The sequence below is a fragment of the Streptococcus sp. HMSC034B03 genome (assembly GCF_001838575.1).
GTDB classification, from domain to species: Bacteria; Bacillota; Bacilli; order Lactobacillales; family Streptococcaceae; genus Streptococcus; species Streptococcus anginosus.
Window position 1 is genome coordinate 118358 of sequence record NZ_KV837619.1, and the last position, 24173, is coordinate 142530.

General features: G+C 39.1%; 27 protein-coding genes and 1 other annotated feature. Of the genes, 5 read left to right on the forward strand and 22 right to left on the reverse strand.

Features of this window, described 5'->3' with window-relative positions; genetic code table 11:
- Positions 1-234: 234 nt before the first annotated feature.
- The 7 genes from HMPREF2634_RS00610 to lepA all read right to left on the reverse strand — a co-directional run bounded on the left by HMPREF2634_RS00610 (position 235) and on the right by lepA (position 7788).
- Positions 235-1305: an ABC transporter substrate-binding protein gene (locus tag HMPREF2634_RS00610; protein WP_021001571.1), complete on the reverse strand. Its 1071-nt coding sequence runs from the start codon at positions 1303-1305 to the stop codon at positions 235-237.
- Positions 1302-2075, reverse strand: a complete 774-nt coding sequence (locus HMPREF2634_RS00615; RefSeq protein WP_021001570.1) for an ABC transporter permease — start codon at positions 2073-2075, stop codon at positions 1302-1304. Before HMPREF2634_RS00615 ends, HMPREF2634_RS00610 begins: the two co-directional genes overlap by 4 nt.
- On the reverse strand, positions 2072-2878 hold the full coding sequence (locus HMPREF2634_RS00620) for an ABC transporter permease (protein WP_021001569.1): 807 nt from the start codon (positions 2876-2878) through the stop codon (positions 2072-2074). The genes HMPREF2634_RS00615 and HMPREF2634_RS00620 overlap by 4 nt, the downstream gene beginning before the upstream one ends.
- Positions 2859-4016 carry an ABC transporter ATP-binding protein gene (locus tag HMPREF2634_RS00625; RefSeq protein WP_021001568.1) on the reverse strand — a complete coding sequence of 386 codons (1158 nt, stop codon included), beginning with the start codon at positions 4014-4016 and terminating at the stop codon, positions 2859-2861. The genes HMPREF2634_RS00620 and HMPREF2634_RS00625 overlap by 20 nt, the downstream gene beginning before the upstream one ends.
- A gap of 98 nt (positions 4017-4114) precedes the next feature.
- Positions 4115-5017, reverse strand: coding sequence for a UDP-N-acetylmuramate dehydrogenase (murB, locus tag HMPREF2634_RS00630; RefSeq protein ID WP_003025014.1), 903 nt, complete (start codon positions 5015-5017; stop codon positions 4115-4117).
- A 194-nt stretch (positions 5018-5211) separates the two neighbouring features.
- Positions 5212-5856, reverse strand: a complete 645-nt coding sequence (locus HMPREF2634_RS00635; RefSeq protein WP_057489623.1) for a hypothetical protein — start codon at positions 5854-5856, stop codon at positions 5212-5214.
- Between the two features lie 108 nt (positions 5857-5964).
- Entirely contained in the window at positions 5965-7788 is a 1824-nt protein-coding gene (lepA, locus tag HMPREF2634_RS00640; RefSeq protein ID WP_021001565.1) for a translation elongation factor 4, read from the reverse strand.
- A gap of 136 nt (positions 7789-7924) precedes the next feature.
- Between lepA and HMPREF2634_RS00645 the strand changes: the two genes are divergently transcribed.
- Entirely contained in the window at positions 7925-8740 is an 816-nt protein-coding gene (locus HMPREF2634_RS00645; protein ID WP_003032864.1) for a Cof-type HAD-IIB family hydrolase, read from the forward strand.
- 132 nt (positions 8741-8872) lie between these two features.
- The gene (gene pepT / locus HMPREF2634_RS00650) at positions 8873-10096 is read left to right on the forward strand and encodes a peptidase T (protein WP_070836108.1); all 1224 of its coding nucleotides are present in this window, start codon (positions 8873-8875) and stop codon (positions 10094-10096) included.
- Positions 10097-10155: 59 nt separating this feature from the next.
- Here pepT and HMPREF2634_RS00655 read toward each other — a convergent pair whose 3' ends face one another.
- Complete coding sequence (locus tag HMPREF2634_RS00655; RefSeq protein WP_021001563.1) at positions 10156-10833, reverse strand: YoaK family protein; 678 nt, start codon at positions 10831-10833, stop codon at positions 10156-10158.
- A 39-nt stretch (positions 10834-10872) separates the two neighbouring features.
- A complete protein-coding gene (gene udk, locus HMPREF2634_RS00660) occupies positions 10873-11508 on the reverse strand; it encodes a uridine kinase (RefSeq protein ID WP_021001562.1) in 636 nt (211 codons plus the stop codon).
- Between the two features lie 104 nt (positions 11509-11612).
- On the opposite strand from udk, the gene HMPREF2634_RS00665 reads away from it, so the two are divergent.
- Both HMPREF2634_RS00665 and HMPREF2634_RS00670 read left to right on the forward strand, forming a co-directional pair.
- On the forward strand, positions 11613-12602 hold the full coding sequence (locus HMPREF2634_RS00665) for a Gfo/Idh/MocA family protein (RefSeq protein ID WP_021001561.1): 990 nt from the start codon (positions 11613-11615) through the stop codon (positions 12600-12602).
- A complete protein-coding gene (locus HMPREF2634_RS00670) occupies positions 12586-13674 on the forward strand; it encodes a DEAD/DEAH box helicase (protein ID WP_003027540.1) in 1089 nt (362 codons plus the stop codon). Before HMPREF2634_RS00665 ends, HMPREF2634_RS00670 begins: the two co-directional genes overlap by 17 nt.
- Positions 13675-13726: 52 nt before the next feature.
- Here HMPREF2634_RS00670 and HMPREF2634_RS00675 read toward each other — a convergent pair whose 3' ends face one another.
- From HMPREF2634_RS00675 to HMPREF2634_RS00705, 7 genes are all read right to left on the reverse strand, one after another.
- Positions 13727-15091: a polysaccharide deacetylase family protein gene (locus tag HMPREF2634_RS00675; protein ID WP_021001559.1), complete on the reverse strand. Its 1365-nt coding sequence runs from the start codon at positions 15089-15091 to the stop codon at positions 13727-13729.
- Between the two features lie 101 nt (positions 15092-15192).
- Entirely contained in the window at positions 15193-15579 is a 387-nt protein-coding gene (locus HMPREF2634_RS00680; RefSeq protein WP_021001558.1) for a lactoylglutathione lyase, read from the reverse strand.
- Between the two features lie 263 nt (positions 15580-15842).
- Positions 15843-16202 (reverse strand): 50S ribosomal protein L20, encoded by a 360-nt coding sequence (gene rplT, locus HMPREF2634_RS00685; protein WP_000124834.1) that lies wholly within the window; start codon positions 16200-16202, stop codon positions 15843-15845.
- Positions 16203-16248: 46 nt separating this feature from the next.
- Entirely contained in the window at positions 16249-16449 is a 201-nt protein-coding gene (gene rpmI / locus HMPREF2634_RS00690; RefSeq protein ID WP_003025048.1) for a 50S ribosomal protein L35, read from the reverse strand.
- A 33-nt stretch (positions 16450-16482) separates the two neighbouring features.
- Positions 16483-17013, reverse strand: coding sequence for a translation initiation factor IF-3 (gene infC, locus HMPREF2634_RS00695; RefSeq protein WP_003025051.1), 531 nt, complete (start codon positions 17011-17013; stop codon positions 16483-16485).
- Between the two features lie 15 nt (positions 17014-17028).
- Positions 17029-17158 (reverse strand) — a sequence feature (ribosomal protein L20 leader region).
- Between the two features lie 26 nt (positions 17159-17184).
- The gene (cmk, locus tag HMPREF2634_RS00700; protein WP_070836110.1) at positions 17185-17862 is read right to left on the reverse strand and encodes a (d)CMP kinase; all 678 of its coding nucleotides are present in this window, start codon (positions 17860-17862) and stop codon (positions 17185-17187) included.
- A 9-nt stretch (positions 17863-17871) separates the two neighbouring features.
- Positions 17872-18321 carry an SAG1386/EF1546 family surface-associated protein gene (locus tag HMPREF2634_RS00705; protein ID WP_021001556.1) on the reverse strand — a complete coding sequence of 150 codons (450 nt, stop codon included), beginning with the start codon at positions 18319-18321 and terminating at the stop codon, positions 17872-17874.
- Between the two features lie 45 nt (positions 18322-18366).
- On the opposite strand from HMPREF2634_RS00705, the gene HMPREF2634_RS00710 reads away from it, so the two are divergent.
- A complete protein-coding gene (locus HMPREF2634_RS00710; protein ID WP_106079221.1) occupies positions 18367-18564 on the forward strand; it encodes a ferredoxin in 198 nt (65 codons plus the stop codon).
- Here the strand turns inward: HMPREF2634_RS00710 and HMPREF2634_RS00715 are convergent.
- From HMPREF2634_RS00715 to cdaA, 6 genes are all read right to left on the reverse strand, one after another.
- Positions 18551-19045: an EbsA family protein gene (locus tag HMPREF2634_RS00715; RefSeq protein WP_057489621.1), complete on the reverse strand. Its 495-nt coding sequence runs from the start codon at positions 19043-19045 to the stop codon at positions 18551-18553. The genes HMPREF2634_RS00710 and HMPREF2634_RS00715 overlap by 14 nt on opposite strands.
- A gap of 215 nt (positions 19046-19260) precedes the next feature.
- Complete coding sequence (locus tag HMPREF2634_RS00720; protein ID WP_021001553.1) at positions 19261-20373, reverse strand: glycerate kinase family protein; 1113 nt, start codon at positions 20371-20373, stop codon at positions 19261-19263.
- Positions 20374-20376: 3 nt separating this feature from the next.
- Complete coding sequence (gene serB, locus HMPREF2634_RS00725; RefSeq protein ID WP_021001552.1) at positions 20377-21027, reverse strand: phosphoserine phosphatase SerB; 651 nt, start codon at positions 21025-21027, stop codon at positions 20377-20379.
- A gap of 108 nt (positions 21028-21135) precedes the next feature.
- The gene (gene glmM, locus HMPREF2634_RS00730) at positions 21136-22488 is read right to left on the reverse strand and encodes a phosphoglucosamine mutase (protein ID WP_021001551.1); all 1353 of its coding nucleotides are present in this window, start codon (positions 22486-22488) and stop codon (positions 21136-21138) included.
- 24 nt (positions 22489-22512) lie between these two features.
- Positions 22513-23241: a CdaR family protein gene (locus HMPREF2634_RS00735; RefSeq protein WP_021001550.1), complete on the reverse strand. Its 729-nt coding sequence runs from the start codon at positions 23239-23241 to the stop codon at positions 22513-22515.
- Complete coding sequence (cdaA, locus tag HMPREF2634_RS00740) at positions 23228-24085, reverse strand: diadenylate cyclase CdaA (RefSeq protein WP_003025075.1); 858 nt, start codon at positions 24083-24085, stop codon at positions 23228-23230. The genes HMPREF2634_RS00735 and cdaA overlap by 14 nt, the downstream gene beginning before the upstream one ends.
- Between the last annotated feature and the right edge of the window lie 88 nt (positions 24086-24173).

Here is a 24173-nt window from a genome sequence, read left to right on the forward strand (position 1 = left end):
AAGCGAGACAACCAATCAGACCAAGGTCTAGGAGTTGCTCAACTTCCGTTTTTTTATATTTAATTGCATACTCAATGAAAATCAACAAAGCTGAATGAGCTTCAATGCGTGAATGAACCTAGCCCCCGACTTCAACTAGCTTCCAAAATGTTTTCGATAGAGACCTCAGTTTCTTTATCCGCAGACTTTAACAGTCCGGTGGCTAACAAGGCTCGAAACAATTTTCACGGAGCATTATTTCCGATACATTTTCACTTGAAGATACAAGTCATTATAAATTCCTAGCCACTTAGCACCGAGTTGTTGATAAACTTCTAAGTGCTTCAGAGTTTCCTCATCTGGGTAAAAGGCTTTGTCCTCTTGGATTTCTTTTGGCAGCATCGCCTTAGCAGGCATGTTAGGCGTTGAGTAGCCAACATACAAAGCATTTTTATAGGCATTTTCAGGTCTTAACATAAAGTTAATAAATTGATAAGCAGCTTTTTTATTTTTGACGGTTTTTGGAATAACGATATTGTCAAACCAAAGATTGCTGGCTTCTGTTGGGACAACATAGCGAAGCTTGTCATTCTTTTCCAACATTTGCCGTGCTTCACCTGAAAAACTAACGCCAATCGCCGCATTGTTTTGAATCATATAGCCTTTCATTTCGTCTGCTACAATTGCTTTGATATTCGGTGTCAACGTATAAAGCTTATCAACTGCTTCTTGTAATTGCTTAGTATTTTTAGAATTGAGGCTATAACCTAAAGCATTTAACCCAACACCCATTACCTCGCGCGCTCCATCAATCATCATGATAGAGTTTTTATATTCAGGTCGCCACAAATCACTCCAATGCTTAGGAGCTGTTTTGACTAATTCTGTGTTGTAGACAATCCCAAGCGTTCCCCAAAAGTAAGGAATAGAGTATTGATTTTTAGGATCAAATGATTGATTTAAAAAACGTTTTCCGATATTTTCCAACCCTTTAATTTTTGAATGGTCCAATTTTTCAAGCAAGCGTTCCGACATCATTTTAGAAATCATGTATTCACTAGGAATAGCAATATCGTAAGTTGTCCCGCCTTGCTTAATCTTGGTGTACATGGATTCATTAGAATCAAAGGTTTCATATTGGACTTGGATACCGGTTTCTTTGGTGAACTTCGTCAGTAACTCTGGATCAATATAGTCTCCCCAATTGTAGATGACCAGTTTGTCACCAGAGCCACTTTTTGTCCGACTTTCAATGTGATAACTCACTCCCCAGAGGACAAGGATAATGGCAACAATGCCCATTAAAAATGAATAGAGCTTTTTCATACCACATCCTCCTTCTCACGAGAAATAAAGTAATAGCCAATTACCAAAAGAATACTGAACAGAAATACCAAAGCAGAGAGAGCATTGATTTCTAGCGAAATTCCTTGCCGAGCCCGCGAGTAAATTTCAACAGACAAGGTTGAGAAGCCATTTCCTGTCACAAAGAAAGTCACTGCAAAATCGTCCAAGGAATAGGTAAAAGCCATAAAATACCCTGCAATAATGGCTGGTGTCAAATAGGGCAACATGATTTCTTTTAGCATCTGAATTTGGCTTGCTCCTAAATCATAGGCTGCCTTAACCATGTCATCATTCATCTCTTTTAGCCGTGGTAATATCATCAAGACAACAATAGGGATTGAAAAGGCAATATGACTCGCCAGAACAGATAGAAAACCTAATTGAAATTTGATAGTTGTAAAAAGAATTAAGAAACTAGCCCCAATCATGACATCTGGCGCTACCATAAGGATATTATTAACCGATAAAAAGGCTTCTTGATATTTTTTTCTTGCCTGATAAATATAAATGGCACCAAATGTTCCGATTACTGTTGCAATCAAAGAAGATAGAAATGCTAAGAAAAAGGTCTGCGCTAAAATGAGCATCAAGCGAGTATCACTGAACATATTTTGAAAATGCATCAGACTAAAGCCTGTAAACTTGTTCATATCATCGCCAGCATTAAAGGCATAGCCAATCAAATAAAAAATCGGCAAATAAAGAATTAAGAAGATGACTGTTAAATAAATACTAGCAGTTTTTTTCATCGCTCTCCCCCTTCTTTCGTTGCCCACATGATAACGAGCATGGCTACAATCAAGACAACACCAATGGTTGAGCCCATTCCCCAATTTTGTGTAGTCAGAAAATGCTGCTCAATGGCTGTACCTAGCGTAATAACGCGATTGCCACCGATCAAACGCGTCAGCATAAAAAGACTGAGGCTGGGAATAAAGACAGACTGCACACCGCTTCTCACGCCATTCATAGATAAAGGAAAAACGACACGACGGAAGGTTTCCCAACGATTGGCACCAAGGTCATAGCTGGCATTGATCAGATTTTGATCCATATCCTCTAAAACATTAAAAATCGGCAATATCATAAAGGGCAGCTCAATATAGCTGGCTACAAAAATAAAAGAGAAATCTGTAAACAGGATTTGTTGAGCACCTATCCCAATAAAACTTAAAAATTGATTGACAGATCCATTTTGTCCGAAAATCCCAATAAAAGCATAAGCTTTGAGAAGCAGATTGACCCAGGTCGGCAAGATGATGAGCATCAACCAAAGCTGTCTGTGCTTTAGTTGCGTCAATAAAAATGCAGTTGGGTAACTGATTACTAAAGTGACAACTGTGATAATCCCCGCATATAAAACAGAGTTCAAACTCATTTTGAGATAAGTCAGATTTTGCGAAGCGAAGTAAGTCTTGTAGTTTTCAAGGGTGAAATGACCTTCGATATTGAAAAACGACTGCCAAACAATCATGGCAACAGGCGCCAATACAAATAATAAAATCCAAAGAATATAAGGAGCAACAAAAAGATTAGAGGTTGTTTTCTTCATCGCGCTCCTCCTCAATGGCATTGATTAAGCCAGCTTCTTGCTCTTCCATTTCCACATATTCTTCAATTCGAGCATCGAACTCTTCCTCTGTTTCATTAAGCCGCATGATATGAATGTCTTCTGGTTCAAAGTCCAGCCCAATCTCTTCTCCGACAATGGCCTTGCGAGTCGAATGAATCATCCACTCATTGCCCAATTCATCATAAGCGATAATCTCATAATGCACGCCACGGAAAAGCTGCGTATCAACCTTAACTTGCAGTTTTCCTTCTTCCGGAAGTGTAATCCGCAAATCTTCTGGACGAATGACGACTTCCACCTGCTCATTAGGACGCATTCCTCCGTCAACGGCTTCAAATCGTTTGCCATTAAATTCAACCAGATAGTCTTCAATCATCTTTCCTGGAAGAATATTGGATTCGCCGATAAAGGTCGCTACAAAGTGATTGATAGGTTCATCATATATATCAACAGGTGTCCCTGACTGCACAATCTCCCCGTCATTCATCACAAAAATCCAGTCGCTCATGGCCAGTGCTTCTTCTTGGTCATGGGTGACAAAGACAAAAGTAATCCCTAGGCGCTGCTGCAATTCACGTAATTCATACTGCATGTCTGTTCGCAACTTCAAATCCAGTGCAGATAAAGGCTCATCCAGCAAAACAACCCGCGGTTCATTGACAATAGCACGCGCAATAGCCACTCGTTGGCGTTGTCCACCGGACAATTTACGAATAGAGCGTTTCTCAAAACCATCCAAACGCACCATTTTCAGGACTTCTGCAACCCGTCGCTCTATTTCTTGTTTTTCAACTTTACGCAAACGCAACGGAAATGCCACATTTTCAAAAACAGTCATGTGCGGAAAAAGGGCATAGGACTGAAACACCGTATGCACATCACGTTTGTTGGTCGGAATATCGTTGATTCGGACGCCGTCAAGAAAAACATCACCGCTGGACGCATCCAACAAGCCAGCGATGATATTTAGAATGGTTGATTTTCCTGATCCAGAAGCACCTAAAAGAGTGTAAAACTTCCCTTCTTCTAATTCAAAATTGATGTCTTTTAAGACGACTGTATTATTATCCTCAAAAACTTTTGATACGTTTTTAAATTCAATGATTGGTTTGTTCAATTGCCATAAATTCCTTCTTTTTCATAGATTGACAAATTAAAGTCTTGTCCTGACTGATTTTCTTGGAGAATGTTATCAAATTGTACTAAACTATACTTTTATTTCTCACCGATTATTCGGACTTCTCTTTCCAAAGTCACACCTGAATGAGCTTTGACAGTCTCAATCACATGTGCAATCAAATTTTCATAATCAGCTGCTGTTCCATTATCAACATTGACCATAAAACCTGCATGCTTTGTAGAAACTTCTACCCCACCAATGCGATGCCCTTTTAAATTCGCTTCACTAATCAATTGCCCTGCGAAATGCCCTACCGGACGTTTAAAAACAGAGCCACAAGAAGGATACTCTAAAGGCTGCTTCAATTGACGAAGGTGTGTCAAACGTTCCATTTCTTGACGAATCACACGGTGCATTCCTGGTGCTAAGGCAAACTTGGCAGAGATCACCACATCACCTGTCTGTTGAACATAGGAACGACGATAGCCAAATTTCATGTCTTGAGCACTAATATTTTTTATTTCTCCATCCCGTGTCAACACTTTACAAGAAAGTAAAATATGCGAAATTTCACCACCATAAGCACCAGCATTCATAAAGACAGCTCCGCCAATACTCCCTGGAATCCCGCAAGCAAATTCAAAACCTGTCAGGCTATGATGAAGTGCAATATGAGTCGTTTCAATGAGATTAGCACCTGCCTCTGCTTCAATGGTGTAGCCATCTACTGCCACTCCGTTTAATTTGTCAAACATAATCACAAAACCGCGAATACCACCGTCGCGAACGATGATATTGCTAGCATTTCCTAGTACCATCCAAGGAATCTGCTCCCGATTAGCAAATTTTACCACTCGTGCCAATTCATAACGATTTCGCGGAAAAACCAAATAATCTGCAGCTCCACCTACTTTGGTATAAGTGTATTGTTTCAAAGGTTCATCAAAACGGATATCAATTCCGTTTAATTCTGATTTTAACATTTCTAAAGTTGACATTTTCTCTCTCTCTTAAACAAAACTCAATCTATTATACCAAATTTAGCAAATATTTACGATAAATTGAAGAAAAATATTCTTTCAAAAAAGCCCCAAATAATGACAGAACACTTTCTTATAGCTTTCCAGACTATTTAAAAAGTGGATTGAAATCGCGATGCTTGTAAAATCACAATTTGAACTCCACTTTCCTTTTAAATTTTTGTTTTTTCTTTACTCAAACTCCATGTCTTTTCAATATAAGGAGGAAGCTTTATTAGGGTTTCTCGATTGCCTTCAAGTGCAATAAGATAAACTTTCTCGTCCTTTTTGAAAATCCAACTAATCAAGTATTGACCTGATTTCATTATAACATTGACTTGATAGGCTTCGTTACCTGCAACCGCTCCTTTTGAGCCCCAAACTCTATTTACATTTTTATTGTTTTGCCAATTATAATAAATACGATTGGCAATTGTCTGAGCTGTAAACTCTTCTCTTTCTTGAATCTTAGCTTTTTCTTTCGTGTAAGCATTCATAGTTACAATATTGTAGCCAGAACCATCCGTATATTGAATACTGTCGCCACCATCAACATCCCTAAATTTCAACCAATTTTTTGGAATGTCAATATAGCCATAATCATCTGAGCCTACACGTTGCATTTCTTCCGTCTTCACATCTTTTTTCGTAACATTTGATGAACTTGAGCTACTGCTTTCTTTTGCAGATACTTTACTTGACGAAGATGACTGTTGTGATGATTTTGGTTTATTCCCTCCGCTTGAACTACATGCCTCTAGTGTAAAGATAAGGAGTACTGCTAAAAATAAAATCAGCCAGCTCTTTTTCTTCTTCATAACCAATTCCTCCTATCTTTTTATTTTAGCATATTTATTTAGAGTTCACAATTATTTCACGACACAAGAAAAGAGAGCATTCCACTCTCTTTATAACTTTTGTACATATCACTCATCATCCATGCTGAGGACGCTGAGGAACGCTTCTTGTGGCACTTCAACAGATCCGATGGCTTTCATCCGCTTCTTACCAGCCTTTTGTTTTTCCAAGAGCTTACGTTTACGGGAAACATCTCCACCATAACATTTTGCCAAGACATTCTTGCGCAAAGCTTTGATATCTGTCCGTGCCACAATTTTCTGACCAATTGCTGCCTGAATTGGCACTTCAAATTGCTGACGCGGAATAATTTTCTTTAATTTTTCAACAATCAATTTTCCGCGTTCATAGGCAAATTCCTTGTGAACAATGAAGCTAAGAGCATCTACTTTGTCACCATTAAGGAGAATATCCATTTTAACGAGACTCGACTTTCGGTATTCTGAGATTTCATAGTCAAAGCTAGCATAACCACGAGTTGAGGATTTTAGTTTGTCAAAGAAATCAAAGACAATTTCTGCCAACGGGATTTGGTAGATGACATTGACTCGATTTTCATCGATATAGTCCATAGTCACAAAGTCACCGCGTTTACGCTGAGCCAATTCCATGACTGCTCCGACAAATTCCTGCGGCACCATAATCTGTGCTTTGACATAAGGCTCTTCAATGGAATCAATCTTGGTCGGTTCTGGAAATTCGCTCGGATTGGAAACATCAAGGGATTCGCCGTCTGTCATATTAACCTTGTAGATAACCGACGGTGCCGTCATAATCAAGTCAATATTAAACTCTCTCTCCAAACGTTCCTGAATCACATCCATGTGGAGCAAACCGAGGAAACCACAACGGAAGCCAAAACCTAAAGCTTGAGAAGTTTCGGGCTCAAATTGAAGACTAGCATCATTAAGCTGAAGTTTTTCCAAAGCTTCCCGCAAATCATTATATTTATTGGACTCAATCGGATAAAGTCCAGCAAAAACCATCGGGTTCATCTGCTTGTAGCCATGAAGTGGTTCATCTGCTGGATTGTCCGCTAAGGTCACCGTATCTCCAACCCGAGTATCCTGCACCGTCTTGATAGAGGCTGCGATATAGCCAACATCCCCTGTTGCAAGAAAATCTCGTCCAACAGCTTTTGGAGTAAAAATACCCACTTCAGTTACATCAAAAGTCTTGCCATTACTCATGAGCTGAATGGTATCACCTGGCTTCACAACTCCGTCCATCACGCGCACTTGCAAGATAACCCCACGATAAGCATCATAAACTGAGTCAAAAATAAGAGCCTTGAGTGGTGCAGTCACATCTCCTGTCGGCGCAGGAACTTTCTCCACGATTTGCTCTAGGATCTCTTCAATCCCGATACCAGCTTTAGCCGAAGCCAACACAGCTTCACTTGCGTCCAAACCAATGACATCTTCAATCTCAGTCCGAACTCGCTCTGGGTCAGCAGCAGGCAGATCAATTTTATTGATAACAGGTAGGATTTCTAGATCATTATCCAAAGCCAGATAGACATTGGCTAAAGTTTGTGCCTCAATACCTTGAGCAGCATCAACCACCAAAACAGCCCCTTCACAGGCTGCCAATGATCGCGATACTTCATAAGTAAAGTCCACATGCCCTGGTGTATCAATCAAATGAAAAATATAAGTTTCACCGTTCTTAGCTCTATAATTGAGTTCAATCGCATTGAGCTTAATAGTAATACCCCGCTCCCTTTCCAAATCCATACTATCTAAAAGTTGAGCTTGCATTTCTCGGCTGGATACAGTATCCGTTGCTTCCAAAATTCTATCTGCCAAAGTTGATTTACCGTGATCAATATGCGCGATAATGGAGAAATTTCGAATCTTCTCCTGCCGCTTTTTTAATTCATCTAAGTTCATTTTTCTCATCCTTTTCGGGTATTCTATTTATTATAACATAAGGCAGGTGACTTTTACCAGTCTTGAAAAAGCATTCCATATCTCGTTTCATTTGTGCTATAATAAAAGTAAATACATTTACAGAAATGAGGGGGCTATGATTAAATTAATCGCATTAGATATGGATGGTACGCTTTTAAATAGTCAAAAAGAAATTCCCCAAACACATATTCAGGCTATTCATCAAGCTATCGAAAACGGAGTGAAGCTCGTTCTTTGTACAGGTCGTCCCTTGGTCGGAGTGAAACCTTACTATGAACAATTAGGACTGAGCGGAGAAAACGAATATGTCATCATTAACAACGGTTGCTCTACTCATCAAACAAAGGATTGGAAGCTTGTTGATTGGAAAGAGCTAAGTGCGGAGGATATGCTTTATCTGGATAGAATCGCCAAGCAGACTCCTGCCCAACTAACTCTTTTTGACGAAGAACGCTATTTAGTAGTTGACGAAAAACCAAGCGACCTAGTCACCTATGACGCTAGCCTTGTCTTTACAACCCCAACAGAAATCAGTCTCGAAGAAGCTATCAGCGGCAAGAATATCATGTTCCAAGCTATGTTTCTAGCACAGCCTGATGAATTAGACACCTTTGAAAAGCAATTTGCAAGCCAGATTTGCCAGCATTTCAGCGGTGTTCGTTCCCAACCAGTCATTTACGAAGCTATGCCCAAAGGCACTACTAAAGCGACTGCTCTTAAGGAATTAGCTCAACGATTAGATATCAACCCCCAAGAAATTATGGCAATCGGTGATGCCAATAATGACATCGAAATGCTAGAGTTTGCAGGTCTCGGTGTGGCTATGGGGAATTCTAGTGACTATGTTAAAAAACTCGCTGATTACGTTACAGATAGCAATGATGAGAACGGTGTCGCTACAGCTATTGAAAAACTCATTTTAAATAACTAATAGGATGAATCATGAGCTTCTTTTCAAGTTCATGATTTTTATTGAGAATATTGTCATTCTTTCACTATTTGTAAATAGCCTTCCCTCTCAAAATATGATACACTAATTACATCTATGCAAAAAGGAGAACTTATGAACTACCCTACTCTTTTAGAACGTTTTTTGACTTATGTAAAAGTAAATACGCGTTCAGATGAACATTCTACGACAACACCAAGCACACAAAGCCAAGTAGATTTCGCCAATAACATCCTCATTCCTGAGATGAAACGCGTTGGTTTGGAAAATGTATATTATTTACCAAATGGCTACGCTATCGGTACTCTTCCTGCAAATGACCCAAGTTTCACACACAAGATTGGTCTCATTTCCCACATGGACACCGCAGACTTCAATGCAGAAAGTGTCAATCCGCAAATCATTGAAAATTATGACGGTGGCGTGATTCCACTGGGGCAATCTGGTTTTAATCTTGACCCTGTTGATTTTGCTAGTTTAAAAAAATACAAGGGACAAACCTTGATTACAACTGATGGAACAACCCTTCTCGGCTCTGATGATAAATCAGGTATTGCTGAAATCATGACAGCGATTGAGTATCTAACAGCTCATCCTGACATCAAGCACTGCGAAATTCGAGTTGGCTTTGGTCCAGATGAAGAAATAGGTGTCGGAGCTGACAAGTTTGATGCGATAGATTTCGATGTAGATTTTGCTTATACGGTTGACGGTGGGCCTCTCGGAGAACTTCAATTTGAAACTTTCTCTGCAGCTAGTGCAGAAATCACTTTCCAAGGACGCAATGTCCATCCAGGGACAGCAAAAGGACAAATGATCAATGCTCTGCAATTAGCTATTGACTTTCATAATCAATTACCAAATGGTGACCGCCCTGAGCTGACAGACGGCTACGAGGGCTTCTACCACCTTATAAATGTAGAAGGAACTGTCGAAGAAGCAAAAGCAAGTTATATCATTCGTGACTTCGACACAGCAACTTTTGAGCAACGCAAAGAACTGATGCGCTCTATTGCCGATAAGATGAATGCAACGCTTGGAGGTGAACGTGTTCAGTTAGAGCTTAAAGATCAATACTACAATATGCGTCAAGTCATTGAAAAAGACATGACACCTATCAATATTGCAAAGGCTGTTATGGAAAAATTGGACATCAAACCGATTATCGAACCTATTCGTGGCGGAACAGACGGCTCAAAGATTTCCTTTATGGGCATTCCGACACCAAATATCTTTGCCGGCGGTGAAAATATGCATGGACGCTTTGAATATGTCAGTCTGCAAACGATGGAACGCGCCGTTGATACTATTATTGGTATCGTTTCTTACAAAGACTAACATTCCATAACTCTATCAAAAAACTGCAACTCTCATCAAAGCTGAGTTGCAGTTTTAATTTATCTTCTGCGAATGTATTGCACCATTCTAAAAGTTAAAAATACTAGTAAAATAATAGCTACGAGCCAGATTGTTTTCAACAAATAAAATTGTATCAAATAAGTGGAAACAATCGCTCCTGTCACAAAACTTCCTAATAAAGCAACGAAGAAAATGCCTTCTGCTAAGCAAGTTTTTTCTTTTGTCCGCACATAAGTACCAAAAGCGACCATTGTTTTTTTGATATTGCCTGTCATAAAAGAATTATTGTAGACAATGCCGTTCACTTCACCAAAAGCTGTTGCCACCAACCCCATACAAAAACCAATCGGTGGAACAATGAAAAGATTGGACACGGTTGCTGGTAGAAATCCTGTAAACCCACAAACCAAAATCAGTGGAAGAATGCTGGATAAGCGCCATAAAGAATTTTCAAAGTTATTTTTGAAAATGGTTAACACAAAAATGCCCAGCATAAAAGCCAGCATCGTTGCCAACTTCACTTCTATTTCTCCTGTCTCATGGTGAATCAATTCAACCGACAAGAAAACAACGTTTCCTGTTTGCCCCGCAACCAATGTCCCGCCTCTTTCAATAAATGTATAAGCATCAATGAATCCCGCACAAAAAGTTAGCAAACAGGCAAAAAATTTCGAACGTGAATGAAATTCTCTTTTTCTTTTTATATTATTTATCATCACCTAAAAAGTCTAGCACTCCCTCACTAGACTTCCTTTCTATTGCTCTCTTGCTTCCTGCAAGATTTTTTCAATTTTTGTTGTAATTAAATCAATCGCTACTGTATTAGAAGCTCCTTCTGGAATAATCACATCCGCATAGCGCTTGGTAGGCTCGATAAATTGATGATACATAGGCTTTACCACACCTAAATATTGCTCAATGACACTATCTAAACTACGACCGCGTTCATCCATATCTCGCTTAATCCTGCGAATGATCCGAACATCATCATCTGTATCAACAAAAATCTTAATGTCCATTAAATCACGTAAGCGTTTGTCCTCTAAAACCAGAATTCCTTCTACAATAAAGACATCCTGTGGGTCTTGACGATAGGTTTTATCACTGCGTGTATGAGCTGTATAGTCATACGTCGGAATATCTACCGAACGTCCTGCCAATAATTCCTTGATTTGCGCAATCATCAAATCTGTATCAAAAGCAAAAGGATGGTCATAATTGGTCTTGATTCGCTCTTCAAACGTCAAATGTGACTGATCCTTATAATAAGAATCATGCTCAATCATAGAAATCTTTTCATTTGGAAAATTTGACAGAATGGCTCTTGAAACACTCGTCTTACCACCACCAGAACCACCTGTTACGCCAATAATAATCGGTCTATTTTGCATTATTCACTCCATTTTTTATCATCTTATCTATTTTACACCAAATCATGATATAATGAAAGAGGTAAATTAAAATAAATGACAAGACAAAAAATAAGGAGAAAACGATGTTAAAACTCGGAACGATTGGAACAGGAGACATTGTTCACCAATTTGTCAAGGCTGCTCATTCGACAAAGGACTATCAACTGACTGCGGTATATTCACGGACGATACATGCTGCTCAAACATTTGCCAGTCATTATGAAAATGTAGATTGCTACACAGATATGGCTGATTTTTTAACTAGTGATATAGACATTATTTATATTGCAAGCCCCAACTCTCTGCATTTCCCACAAGCAAAAGCTGCTATTTTAGCAAGCAAACATGTAATTGTAGAAAAACCTGCTGTCTCACGCCCAGAAGAATGGGCTGAATTGGTAACATTAGCTCAAGAACAGCATGTATACATTTTTGAAGCAGCTCGTAACTACCATGAGCAATCATTTGATGTCATTTCAGATTTTCTCAAAAACAAAACGATTCTTGGGGCACATTTCACCTATGCGAAGTATTCTTCCAAAATGCCAGCTCTGTTAGCTGGACAAAAGCCAAACGTCTTTTCGGCGAAATTTTCAGGCGGTGCTCTAATGGACTTAGGCATTTATCCTGTCTATGCAGCCATACGACTTTTTGGAGCACCAGAAAATGCCTATTATACCGCTCAGCAGTTACCAAATACTGTTGATCTAAATGGAGTAGGAAGTTTAATCTATCCAGAATTTCAAGTGACTATCCAAACCGGAAAAAATATCAATAGCTTTTTCCCTGCTGAAATTTACACAACAGACGGTACACTAACCTTGAATTCAATCGAATTCATCACTTCTGCTGTTTTCCAAAATCTAAACAAGGAGAAAACAACTCTTGAAATTGCGTGCTCTTCTCACACCATGGCTGAAGAAGCCAAACAATTCGCTAAAGCATTAAGTGGTGAAATAAAACAAGAAACCTACCAAAACTGGCTAGACGCTGCTGCTGCCGTGCATAAAACTCTGTTTAGCATGCGACAAGATGCTGGTATTAGATTTGAGGCTGATGATGATAACAACTAAATTTCCCAAAAGTTGGCAAGACCAACTCACTAAACTTGGCTTTGAGCATTTAACTCCCATTCAAGAACAACTCTTTTCTCCCATTACGGAAGGAGAGAATCTCCTTGGGATAAGCCCTACCGGAACTGGAAAAACACTTGCCTATCTTTTCCCAACTCTTCTAAAACTAAAACCTAAGAAATCCCAGCAATTACTTATCTTGGCTCCCAATACTGAGCTAGCTGGACAGATTTTTGACGTCACCAAAACATGGGCTGAACTACTTGGCTTAACAGCTCAGCTCTTTCTATCTGGCTCCAGCCAAAAACGACAAATTGAACGGTTAAAAAAAGGCCCTGAAATTCTCATCGGGACGCCAGGACGCATTTTTGAATTGATTAAACTAAAAAAAATCAAAATGATGACTGTCGATACGATCATTCTGGATGAATTTGATCAACTGCTTAGCGATTCGCAATATCATTTTGTGCAGCAGATCCTTCACTATGTACCACGTGAACATCAATTGATTTACATGAGTGCGACTGCTAAGTTTGACCAAGACAAGCTTGCTGAAAATACTCTCCAAATCAAACTGGAAGATCAACATCTTGACAATATTCGACATTTTTATATGCAAGTTAAACAGCGCGACAAAGTTGAATATTTGCGAAAGCTCGCTCATGTCTCAGAATTTCGCGCCCTTGTCTTTTTCAATGCCCTCTCAGACTTAGGAAATGCTGAGGAAAAACTACAATATCGTCACATTCAAGCTGTGTCTCTGGCAAGTGATGTCAATGTCAAATTCCGCAAAGTCATCTTGGAGCAATTTAAAAACGACGAACTCACACTCTTACTTGCTACTGACTTGGTAGCTAGAGGAATTGACATTGATTCTCTCGAATGTGTCATCAACTATGACCTGCCTCGCGATTTTGAAACCTATACCCACCGCGCCGGACGGACTGGTCGTATGGGCAAAGAGGGCTATGTCATTACATTCATCAGCCACCCAGAAGAATTAAAAACACTAAAAAAATATGCCCACGTTCAAGAAATTATCTTAAAAAATCGTGAACTCTATGTGAAATAAAAAGAGTATAGAAAAAGGATAGGAAGCAATCATTTCTATCCTTTTTTTCTATCTAATTTGCACCGTAATACAGCCGATGTCCTTCCAATTGATGATTCAGAAGTTCACTAACTGTAACCAAAGTGTACCCATTCTTTTGCAAATATTCAATTACACTCGGCAAAGCATTAATGGTGGTTTGATGAATATCATGCATTAAAATGATTGATCCTGGATAAGTCTGCTTTTTCACTTGCTCCATGATAGACCCAGTATTGCGATTTTTCCAATCCAAGCTATCCACATTCCACATAATGAAAGACATATCAACAGCATTTCGGAGTGTATTGTTGATAGCTCCATAGGGCGGACGCATCATTTTTGGACTCTCTCCGATAACAGCCCGAAGTGCTGCTTGTGTATCCTCAATCTGTTTTTTTGCTTGCTCAAGAGCAAGAGTTGGTAATTGTGGATGACTCCAACTATGATTGCCAATCTCATGCCCCTCATCATGAACACGTTTGACAAGTTGCTCATTTCCAGCTATATTTTTCCCCAACATGAAAAAAGTTCCTTTGACATGGTATTTGGCTAAAATATCCAAAGCCTGCGGTGTCGTTGCTGCATTGGGACCATCGTCAAACGTCAAAGCTACTAATTTTTGCTGTTTTTTAGCTTGATAGGACTGATATGCGGCCAAATCCTCTCCCTTTAAATAATGCTCATCAATTACCTCATATAAGGCTGGTAAGGCGATTTCCACCTTTGAAACTCGCTCATTGTTTTTATAAAATAGATTGAGTTTTCCTTTTTCATAACTGAATGTCCATTGGGAGATATCTCTTGTTTGAAATGCTTGTAGAATCTTCTGTCCTTCTGTTTTATGAAGAGCGGTGATTTTCTGCTGCATTTCTTCTAGCAATAACTTTTTGGCTTGCTCAACATTTTTAAAAAGTCGATTTAAGCTAAACAATTTATTGTCAGACGACATGTAAAGCGAGTCCAAAACCTCTTCTCTAGCCTTTCCAACTTTCGTAGTTAACACTGGATAAGAGATTCGCTTGATGTCAACTTGCTTTACTCCAGAAAAATTTGTCTCTGTAAAATGACTCACATAAAAAATAAGGTTATCGTATTGCGATACTTGACTTTGTTTATCTGAAAATTTCTGAATATCGGCATTGATTTTCTCTTTAATAACACCAATATCTTGCTTGCTCTCTGTTAATGGATAGTAAGACGTAATGAGCTGACTTCCTACACGTCCTGTCTGCTTTCGTACTGAACCATAATGATATTTTGTATCTGTCCTTTTCAGAACTTGTGAAATTTGTCGATTTAATTTTCTTTCTTGTAGCAATTTTCTAATCCGAAAACTCCCAAAAATAATAATCATTAAAAAAGCGACATTTAGGACAATGAGAAGTATTTTTTTCACTACACTACCTTTCTACCTCGTCTCTTTCGTTTAAAAAAGACTTTACCTACTAAAAAAGGCTAAAATAATTTCAAGCCTTTCATTTTCAATTATTTACAAACTTATAAAGTTTTTTCTTGAATCACTTCAACTTTATAACCATCCGGATCCTTAATAAAGTAATAATTCGGCTTTGTTCCAGGAAGTCCATTTGGCTGTGTAACCTCATATCCTTTAGCAGTGTGTTCAGCGTGAAGCTGTAGCAAATCAGCCGTACTCAAAGCCACATGAGCAAAACCATCGCCAATCACATAAGGTCCGTGTCCATAATTATAAGTTAATTCCAACTCATAATCATCACCTTCAAGTCCCAAATAAACAATTGTAAATTGATGTTCTGGGAAGTCCTTGCGCCGTAATTCTTTAAATTCAAATGCATCTGCATAAAATGCAATAGATTTTTCTAGATCTTCCACTCGCAAGCACGTATGCAACATTTTAGAAGCCATAGCATCCTCCTTTGCTTTTTTCCATTATATCCTAAATCACGAATTTTCTCCAGTTTTAGCTAAAAAAATAAGGAGTGAGATAGCATTTAGTTCCATCCCACTCCTGTAAAGTTGCTGAGTTTGAAAAACGAACAGTCTTGAGACTTGTTTCGCAAATTCTATCTTGCAACTTCAAAGCTATACTTTGAACAATCAACCACTGCATCGTTATTTTATGACACTGTATGATTTAAGGCTGAAAACATTCTCCCAGCCTATTTTCATTATTTACCTAATTTTGCTTTAGCTGCATCTGCAAGAGCTGTGAAAGCTGCTGCATCGTTGACAGCCAAGTCAGCCAGCATTTTACGGTTTACTTCAATTTCAGCCAATTTCAAACCGTGCATCAATTGTGAGTATGACAAACCATTCATACGAGCTGCCGCATTGATACGTGTAATCCACAATTTGCGGAAATCACGTTTCTTTTGACGACGGTCACGGTATGCATAGTAGTAAGAATTCATTACTTGTTCTTTTGCAGTACGGAACAAGATATGTTTTGCACCATAGTAACCTTTAGCTAATTTTAAAATACGTTTACGACGTTTGCGTGATACAACGCCACCTTTAACACGTGCCATTTATATTTCCTCCAATATTTCCTAGAATAATCTGCTACAAAATCTCTTATTTAAGACCTGTCAGCATTGCTTTGATACGTTTGAAATCTCCTGAATGCACCATTGCTGCTTTACGAAGATGACGACGTTGTTTTTTAGTTTTTCCGTGGAAACGGTGAGAAGTGTAAGCACGGAAACGTTTCAAGCCACCAGAACCTGTACGTTTGAAACGTTTAGCTGATGCGCGGTGTGTTTTTTGTTTTGGCATGATATTTTTCTCCTTTTTCTAACTTCTGACAGATTATTTTTTGTCAGGGATTGGTGCTAACTGCATGAACATTTGACGTCCATCCATTTTAGCTCTTTGTTCAATAATCGCAATGTCTTGCGTTGCTTGAGCAAAGTCGGCTAATACTTTAGCTCCGATTTCTTTGTGAGTAATCATCCGCCCTTTAAAGCGAATAGAAACCTTCACTTTATTTCCTTTTTCAAGGAACTTGCGTGCGTTGCGAAGTTTTGTATCAAAGTCACCTTTGTCAATCGTTGGACTGAGACGAACTTCTTTCACGGTAACAACACTTTGCTTTTTGCGTTGTTCTTTTTGTTTTTTCTGATACTCAAATTTGAACTTTCCATAGTCCATAATTTTCGCAACAGGGGGTTTAGCTTGTGGTTGAATCAGAACAAGGTCCACATTTGCATCGTCAGCAATTGCTTGTGCTTCGCTAAGTGGTTTAATGCCTAATTGCTCACCATCAAGACCGATCAAACGAACTTCACGCACACGAATTTCATCATTGATGAATAAGTCTTGTTTTGCTATGGTTTTCACCTCTTTTTTATTTTTAGAGAAAAACAAGAGCGGACTTGCTAACGCAAGCCCGCACTACATGATAGTATTTCATCTCTGAAACTTAATCCGTAGAGCCAGACAACGTTAGTCGCAAGGCGAGAAGCTCTCACTTCTGCTTTTCTCAACTTTTATATAATATCAAGTTTCAGATTATTTGTCAAGAATTTTTTTAGCTTTTTTTTCGATAAAAGCAACAACTTCAGCAATTCCGATACCCGTCGTATCAAAATGAATAGCATCATCTGCTGGTTTTAAAGGAGAAACTGAACGGTGACTGTCCTTATAATCACGATCTGAAATTTCTTTTTTGAGGGTTTTCAAATCAGTTGGAATACCTTTTTCAAGATTTTCTTTATAGCGGCGTTGAGCTCTTTCCTCAACTGAGGCTACAAGAAAAATTTTTAACTCTGCATGAGGCAAAACAACTGTTCCAATGTCACGCCCATCCATAACAATACCGCCTTGAGTGGCAATTTCTCGTTGTAAATCAACCAACTTTTCTCGTACTTCTGGAATTGCAGACACCCAAGAGACATTGTTGGTCACTTCGTTTTCACGAATCGGATGCGTCACATCTACATCTCCGACAAAAACAAGCTGCTCCCCATTTTTATCACGCCCAAAACTAACTGGATAAGTGTCTAATAATGCGACAATTTCAGACCACTTTTCTGCAGATAAATCATTTTGTAAAGCTAAGTACGTCGCCGCACGATACATAGCGCCTGTATCCAAGTAAGTGTAGTCGAAATCTTTCGCAATAATCTTAGCAACCGTTGACTTTCCGCTTGAAGCCGGACCATCAATGGCAATTTGAATTTGTTTCATTCTACACTCCTATCGAATTTTCACCACATCACCTGGATTGGCATACCAAGCGCCTGTTGTCATATGAGAAGGATTCAAACGCTCCAATTCAGCAATCGAAATCCCTGCACGCGCAGCAATGGCCGCCTCACCTTCTCCAGCTTGAACAGTAAGCGTTCCTTCAGATGATTGCGTTTGACTGCTATCACTTGTTGCCTTAGAAGACTCTGGAACGCTAGAACTTTCACTTGGTTTGCTGGTAGCCTTAGTATTATAAAAGCCCTGTGTTGCTGCTTTTTTGCTGCTTCCGCCAGTTGATAAATAAATCATCATACCTACAATTGTAATCACCATGATGAAAAAAATAACCGCTAAAATTGTCAACACACGATTGGCCGCTACATCGCTCGTTTTTTTACTTCTCGTCAATTCTTTTTCTCCCTTGTCGTAAATATCTTCTTCCCATGGTTCCTTTGCCATGACTTCCTCCTTGTATTTTTTCAAAATTCCGATTACAATATGAGTATGAAAGTGACACTCATTCCTGAACGATGCATTGCCTGCGGGCTTTGCCAAACCTATTCTGAACTATTTGATTATCATGACAATGGCATTGTTAAATTTCATCAAGACGATGAACTTCTGGAAAAAGAAATTCCTGAAACACCTGATGTTATTGAAGCTATCAAAAACTGTCCTACAAAAGCTCTTAAGAAAGAGTAGTTTTTTTAGGATGAGCATAATAGGTTTCAAAATAGTCTACGTGGGTGAAGTTGTCCATTAGTTCAACTTCACCTTTAAAATGATCATTCAAAGCCAAAGCATTTACAAAATACTTCTTAGGCCACTTACGCATACAAAACGTACGGCCTTTTTCTTTGCCATCAAATAAAAGAGTAATAGAAGTTTTTGTCACTTCTACTTTACGAATTGTTGAAATTTCAATCTTCGAAGGTGTAAATGGATTTGCCGTAGTAATTCTTAAAATCCCGTTGTCGTATATCGTAAAATATCTATGTACACCAATCCCCAATAATACCATGAACAAAAAGAAAGAGAAAAGAACTAAAAACGGAACTTCTGAACTCTCAAATAAAAATGCAAAACCTATAAAAATCGGAATGACCGATAAAGACCAATAAATGATTAGAAGAGAAAGATCTGGTTGCCAATGATAGCGCAACTGACCAAATATCTTTATCATGTCTACACCCCCTCTTATATAGTTTATCATAAAAAAAAGAAAAATGGGAGTGAGATTGGACAACAAAAGAAAAAATTAAGGAAGTGAAAGAATACTAGCTCTAATCCCTTATTAAATTAGTCGAAAATGGCAGATGTGATAGAGATAATCGCCTCAACGAAAATGCAAATAGGTCAAATTCCACTTTCTCAAGATTCAGCCGATAGAGTTAAATCTTATATTTTCATTTTTAATAGATTTCCAATATTTTGAGCTGTTCGGATGAGATTTTCTTCTGCCTTGGCTAGAATAATAGCTAGAGGTTCGACTTGAGAAATGATTGGGAAAGCAGCTTGAATGTTTTCTACTGGAAAAGCAGGTAAGTCATCACTTAGGCTCCCACAAATAGCGATAACGGGGACATTCCTTGGTGTTCTCCTTGCTACTCCAATAGGGGCTTTACCTGACAGACTTTGCTGATCCATTCGACCTTCACCCACAATCACTAAATCAGCCTTTTTGACACGATTATCAAAATCGAGCAAGTTGAGACAAGTATCAATTCCTGATACAATTTTTCCATGTGCAAATGTCACCAGCCCTGCGGCCATACCTCCTCCAGCACCGGCACCAGCCAGTGAAAAGATTGTTGGATTCGCCTGTTTATAAAACGTTGCCATGGCTTGATCTACTTGAGAAAATAGCAAATCAGGCAAGCCTTTTTGACCCCCAAAAACGTATGTAGCTCCGTTTTCACCACAGAGAGGATTCATAACATCTGTCAGAATCTGAATATCCAAATTTCCTAAAATTGCAGGAACTTTATCTGCTGAAATGCGAGCCACACGGTCTAAAGACGAACCCTTTGCTTGGAGCAAGTGATTATCCTTATCAAAAAATTCATAGCCCAATCCAGCTGCCATTCCAATTCCACCATCATTGGTAGCCGAACCACCTACGCCAATATAAATTTGCCCCACACCTTCTTTGGCGAGATACAAAATTAACTCTCCTAACCCTCTGGTATCAAGAGTCAAAGGGTTTCTTTTTTCTAACGGGATATTCGCCAACCCAACCAAATCAGCCATTTCAAAGAGAGCTATATCGCCTTTGCGAGCATATTTCACCGAAACAGGTTCTCCGAAAGGCCCAGTTACGATGTGAGTATAAGTGTCTAACTGCAAGGCTGCGATCAAAGCTGTCATCGTTCCTTCACCACCATCTCCAATGGGTAGCAAGTCAAATGTTGCTTCAGGGAGTGCCTTGGAAAAGCCTGCTTTTATAGCCTCTGCAACACTTTGAGCTGATAAACTTTCCTTAAAAGAATCCGGTGCAATTAAAACATGCATGGCTTAGTCCTCGCTTTCTATTTCTTCCAAAAGTTTTATGACCTGATACAAGTCCATTTGATTGATTTGATACGGTGCTTGCTCTCTCACAAGAGGCTTGGCGTTAAAAGCAATCCCGATCCCTGCCGTTAGTATCATCGGAAGATCATTGGCACCGTCTCCTACAGCAATGGTTTGAGCAAGAGTCAAATTGTTTTCCTCCACCCATTGTCTTAGCATTGCTTTTTTGACTTCTTTTGTGACAATTGTTCCTAAAACTCTACCTGTTAGCTTACCGTCTTTCACTTCCAAACGATTAGCTTTTACGTAATCTACATTCAATTTCGCGGCTAATTCGTCTACCATTTCATGAAATCCTCCTGATACAACACCAACCTTGTATCCACGCCGGTGCATGTCTTCTATCAACTGTTGAGCTCCTTTGGTAAAATGAATTTGCTTAAAAACTCGTTTAAAAATTGTTTCAGGAAGTCCTTTGAGCAAGGCCACACGTTCTATCAGAGCCGCTTCAAAATCAGAGTCCCCTTGCATAGCCTTTTCTGTAATGGATGCGACTTGCTCACCAACTCCTGCTGCAGCACCTAGCAAATCAATTCCTTCTTCTCTAATCAAGGTACTGTCCACATCCACTACCAATAGCCCTCTTGTTTTCACATCATCACCTCATATATTGCTTGTATTATATAAAAAATTGATTGACAAAACAAACTACAATATAAAGTAAAAAATCTCTGCCTATATAATAAACAGAGATTTTTTACTTTATTCAATACCAATTTCAGCGCGTACAATATCTGCAATTGTATTAACGTAATAATCGACTTCCTCATGACTTGGTGCTTCTGCCATGACTCGTAAAAGAGGCTCTGTTCCACTTGGACGAACAAGAATGCGACCATTGCCAGCCATTTCTTCTTCCATTTTTTCAATCACAGCTTTAATAGCAGGAACTTCCATGGCCTTGTTCTTCATAGTATTTTCAACACGGATATTAACCAATTTTTGCGGATAAATAGTCACTTCTGAAGCTAATTCAGATAAAGTTTTACCTGTTTCTCTCATTACTTTTGTCAATTGAACGGCTGTCAGCTGACCGTCACCCGTCGTATTATAATCCATGATAATCACGTGACCGGATTGCTCACCGCCCAGATTGTAACCAGATTTGCGCATTTCTTCTACAACATAGCGGTCACCAACAGCTGTAATCACCTTGTTAATGCCTTCACGATCCAAAGCTTTATGGAAACCAAGATTTGACATAACAGTTGTTACAATTGTATTTTGAGCAAGCAAACCTTTTTCAGAGAGGTATTTCCCAATGATATACATGATTTTATCGCCATCGACAATCTCACCGTTCTCATCAACTGCAATCAAGCGATCGCTATCGCCGTCAAATGCCAGACCAAGTGCCGAACCTGATTCACGGACTGTTTCTTGCAATTTTTCAGGATGTGTAGAGCCAACATTCAAGTTGATATTTAGCCCATCTGGATTTTCCCCGATGACCGTCAATCTAGCTCCCAAATCCGCAAATACCTGACGAGCACTCGTTGAAGCAGCACCATTTGCTGTATCAAGGGCAACTTTCATTCCCTCTAAATCAAGACCAGTAGATACGAGATATTGTTGATATTTGCGCAATCCTTCTGGATAATCCATAAGAGTTCCTAAACCTTCCGCACTTGGACGCGGTAAATCGTCTTCTTTGGCATCAAGAAGAGCTTCAATTTCCAATTCACGCTCATCGTCCAATTTATAGCCATCGCCACCAAAGAATTTAATACCGTTGTCAAGTGCAGGATTGTGGCTAGCTGAAATCATGACACCAGCACTTGCTCTCTCAGATTTCACCAGATAAGCAACGCCTGGCGTGGCAATAACTCCGAGCTTATAAACACGAATCCCAACAGACAAAAGTCCAGCTACTAAAGCACTTTCCAGCATTTCTCCTGAAATACGTGTGTCACGTCCTACAAAGACACGGGGTACATCTTTCTCATGCTGGCTCAATACATAACCACCAAAACGCCCTAATTTAAAAGCTAACTCTGGTGTTAACTCCACATTTGCTTCTCCACGAACTCCGTCCGTTCCGAAATATTTTCCCATTTTTATAAAATCCTTTCAATACTTTTATTTGGATGAGCTCGTCGAACTCGAAGACGAACTTGATGATTTAACAGTAATTTTTATGGTTGTCTCATAAGGAGTAATCACACTTGGCAAAACTGTGCCATTTGCATCAACTGCCTGTAGTGGGGCATTTCCTGAATAGTTAGCGGATATTTTTTCACTAGTTGGCACTACCGCTTCTACATGATCGACCTTAGCCAGCGTATCTTCGTCACTTGTAACAGTTACCTTATTGTCACCAACCGTCACGCGATCAACCATCAACCCATCTGCTAACTGGGCTGAACTGATAGTTGTTTTCACTTCAACTGTCTTGCTTGCTTTCTTGCCAACTTTCACTGTAATCTTAGCTGGTGTGACAGTCGCAGTTAAACCACTAGGTAAATTTTTAATCGCCAAAGGTACTTCTCTCGTTCCTTCTGTAGCTTTTGTCAAATCTGCCACAACCTTGAATTTTCGTGTGCTTTCTTGCATTTCACTAGCAAGAGTCACACGATTAGATCCTGTCAACACTACTGACACTTCAGATGCAAACCCACTGATAAAATATTTTTCACTATTGTATTTAATATCAATTGGTACACTAGGCAAGGTGTTGGTATAGTTTTCAGAAGTTGTTTGTCTAGCATTTGAATTATTTTGGTAATTTGTCGTGGTGGCGTAAATAAATAAAACACCCGCAAAAAAGATGGAAGAAATGATGTACCAAATCTGTTTACGATTTTTCATGTTTCCAACCTCCTAGCACACGATTTCTAAATGGTGATTTTGGTTGTTCATCTGAGATCAGCACTTTCCGCAATTCTGCTTCAAATTCCTCTAATGTCAAATTATGCTTGAAAACTCCATTATGTGTAATTGAAATCCCTCCCGTTTCCTCCGACACTACAAAAGTAAGAGCGTCTGACACTTCTGAAAGACCGATTGCTGCACGATGGCGCGTTCCAAATTCCTTAGAAATACCTGTGTTTTCTGTGAGCGGAAGATAAGCGCAAGAAACGGCTATTTTATTGTCTCTTACAATGACAGCTCCGTCATGCAGCGGTGTATTAGGAATAAAGATATTGATTAACAACTCACCTGATACATCGGCATCTAAAGGAATCCCTGTTGCAATATATTCTTGCAAGGTTCGGCTACCTTGGATAGCAACGAGAGCCCCAATTTTCCGCGGACTCATATAATCCACTGCTTTGACAAATGCCTGCACCATTCTTTCTTCTGAGCTAATGGGTGCTGTCGAAAACAAATTGGTAGCACGCCCCAGCCTCTCCAGACCTGTACGAATCTCAGGTGTAAAAATCACAACAGCCGCAATAACTCCATAGGTAATGACTTGATTGATTAACCAAGAAACCGTTGTTAAACCAATTGCATTGGCAAGAATCTGAGCCAGTACAAAAATTAAAACCCCTCGAACGAGAATCATAATCTTAGTGCCAGCGATTGCTTTTGTAAAATAAAATAAAATCCAAGCAACTAGTGCAATATCGATAATATTGATGACAATACTCCAAGGACTAGAAAATAAACTAGACCAATATTGGAGATTGGACAATTGCTGAAAATTCATTTTCAGTGTCCTCTCTTTCTCAACCTAAAAACGTTCTTGACTATTATATCACTTTTCAAGATATTTTTCTGTAACCTTCTTTACTTTT

What these genes read in the sequence shown, in the direction of transcription:
- cmk (WP_070836110.1), bottom strand. Translation starts at nt 17,862, where the DNA reads ATGAAACAAATTCAAATTGCCATTGATGGTCCGGCTTCAAGCGGAAAG.
- rpmI (WP_003025048.1), bottom strand. Translation starts at nt 16,449, where the DNA reads ATGCCAAAACAAAAAACACACCGCGCATCAGCTAAACGTTTCAAACGT.
- HMPREF2634_RS00610 (WP_021001571.1), bottom strand. Translation starts at nt 1,305, where the DNA reads ATGAAAAAGCTCTATTCATTTTTAATGGGCATTGTTGCCATTATCCTT.
- HMPREF2634_RS00720 (WP_021001553.1), bottom strand. Translation starts at nt 20,373, where the DNA reads ATGCATGTTTTAATTGCACCGGATTCTTTTAAGGAAAGTTTATCAGCT.
- udk (WP_021001562.1), bottom strand. Translation starts at nt 11,508, where the DNA reads ATGCAAAATAGACCGATTATTATTGGCGTAACAGGTGGTTCTGGTGGT.
- HMPREF2634_RS00620 (WP_021001569.1), bottom strand. Translation starts at nt 2,878, where the DNA reads ATGAAGAAAACAACCTCTAATCTTTTTGTTGCTCCTTATATTCTTTGG.
- HMPREF2634_RS00680 (WP_021001558.1), bottom strand. Translation starts at nt 15,579, where the DNA reads ATGGCTTCTAAAATGTTGCATACGTGCTTGCGAGTGGAAGATCTAGAA.
- HMPREF2634_RS00665 (WP_021001561.1), top strand. Translation starts at nt 11,613, where the DNA reads ATGTTAAAACTCGGAACGATTGGAACAGGAGACATTGTTCACCAATTT.
- HMPREF2634_RS00735 (WP_021001550.1), bottom strand. Translation starts at nt 23,241, where the DNA reads ATGAAAAATCGTAAACAGATTTGGTACATCATTTCTTCCATCTTTTTT.
- HMPREF2634_RS00635 (WP_057489623.1), bottom strand. Translation starts at nt 5,856, where the DNA reads ATGAAGAAGAAAAAGAGCTGGCTGATTTTATTTTTAGCAGTACTCCTT.
- glmM (WP_021001551.1), bottom strand. Translation starts at nt 22,488, where the DNA reads ATGGGAAAATATTTCGGAACGGACGGAGTTCGTGGAGAAGCAAATGTG.
- murB (WP_003025014.1), bottom strand. Translation starts at nt 5,017, where the DNA reads ATGTCAACTTTAGAAATGTTAAAATCAGAATTAAACGGAATTGATATC.
- HMPREF2634_RS00615 (WP_021001570.1), bottom strand. Translation starts at nt 2,075, where the DNA reads ATGAAAAAAACTGCTAGTATTTATTTAACAGTCATCTTCTTAATTCTT.
- HMPREF2634_RS00670 (WP_003027540.1), top strand. Translation starts at nt 12,586, where the DNA reads ATGATGATAACAACTAAATTTCCCAAAAGTTGGCAAGACCAACTCACT.
- pepT (WP_070836108.1), top strand. Translation starts at nt 8,873, where the DNA reads ATGAACTACCCTACTCTTTTAGAACGTTTTTTGACTTATGTAAAAGTA.
- HMPREF2634_RS00715 (WP_057489621.1), bottom strand. Translation starts at nt 19,045, where the DNA reads ATGATAAAGATATTTGGTCAGTTGCGCTATCATTGGCAACCAGATCTT.
- rplT (WP_000124834.1), bottom strand. Translation starts at nt 16,202, where the DNA reads ATGGCACGTGTTAAAGGTGGCGTTGTATCACGCAAACGTCGTAAACGT.
- HMPREF2634_RS00710 (WP_106079221.1), top strand. Translation starts at nt 18,367, where the DNA reads ATGAAAGTGACACTCATTCCTGAACGATGCATTGCCTGCGGGCTTTGC.
- HMPREF2634_RS00645 (WP_003032864.1), top strand. Translation starts at nt 7,925, where the DNA reads ATGATTAAATTAATCGCATTAGATATGGATGGTACGCTTTTAAATAGT.
- HMPREF2634_RS00655 (WP_021001563.1), bottom strand. Translation starts at nt 10,833, where the DNA reads ATGATAAATAATATAAAAAGAAAAAGAGAATTTCATTCACGTTCGAAA.
- HMPREF2634_RS00705 (WP_021001556.1), bottom strand. Translation starts at nt 18,321, where the DNA reads ATGGCAAAGGAACCATGGGAAGAAGATATTTACGACAAGGGAGAAAAA.
- cdaA (WP_003025075.1), bottom strand. Translation starts at nt 24,085, where the DNA reads ATGAATTTTCAGCAATTGTCCAATCTCCAATATTGGTCTAGTTTATTT.
- lepA (WP_021001565.1), bottom strand. Translation starts at nt 7,788, where the DNA reads ATGAACTTAGATGAATTAAAAAAGCGGCAGGAGAAGATTCGAAATTTC.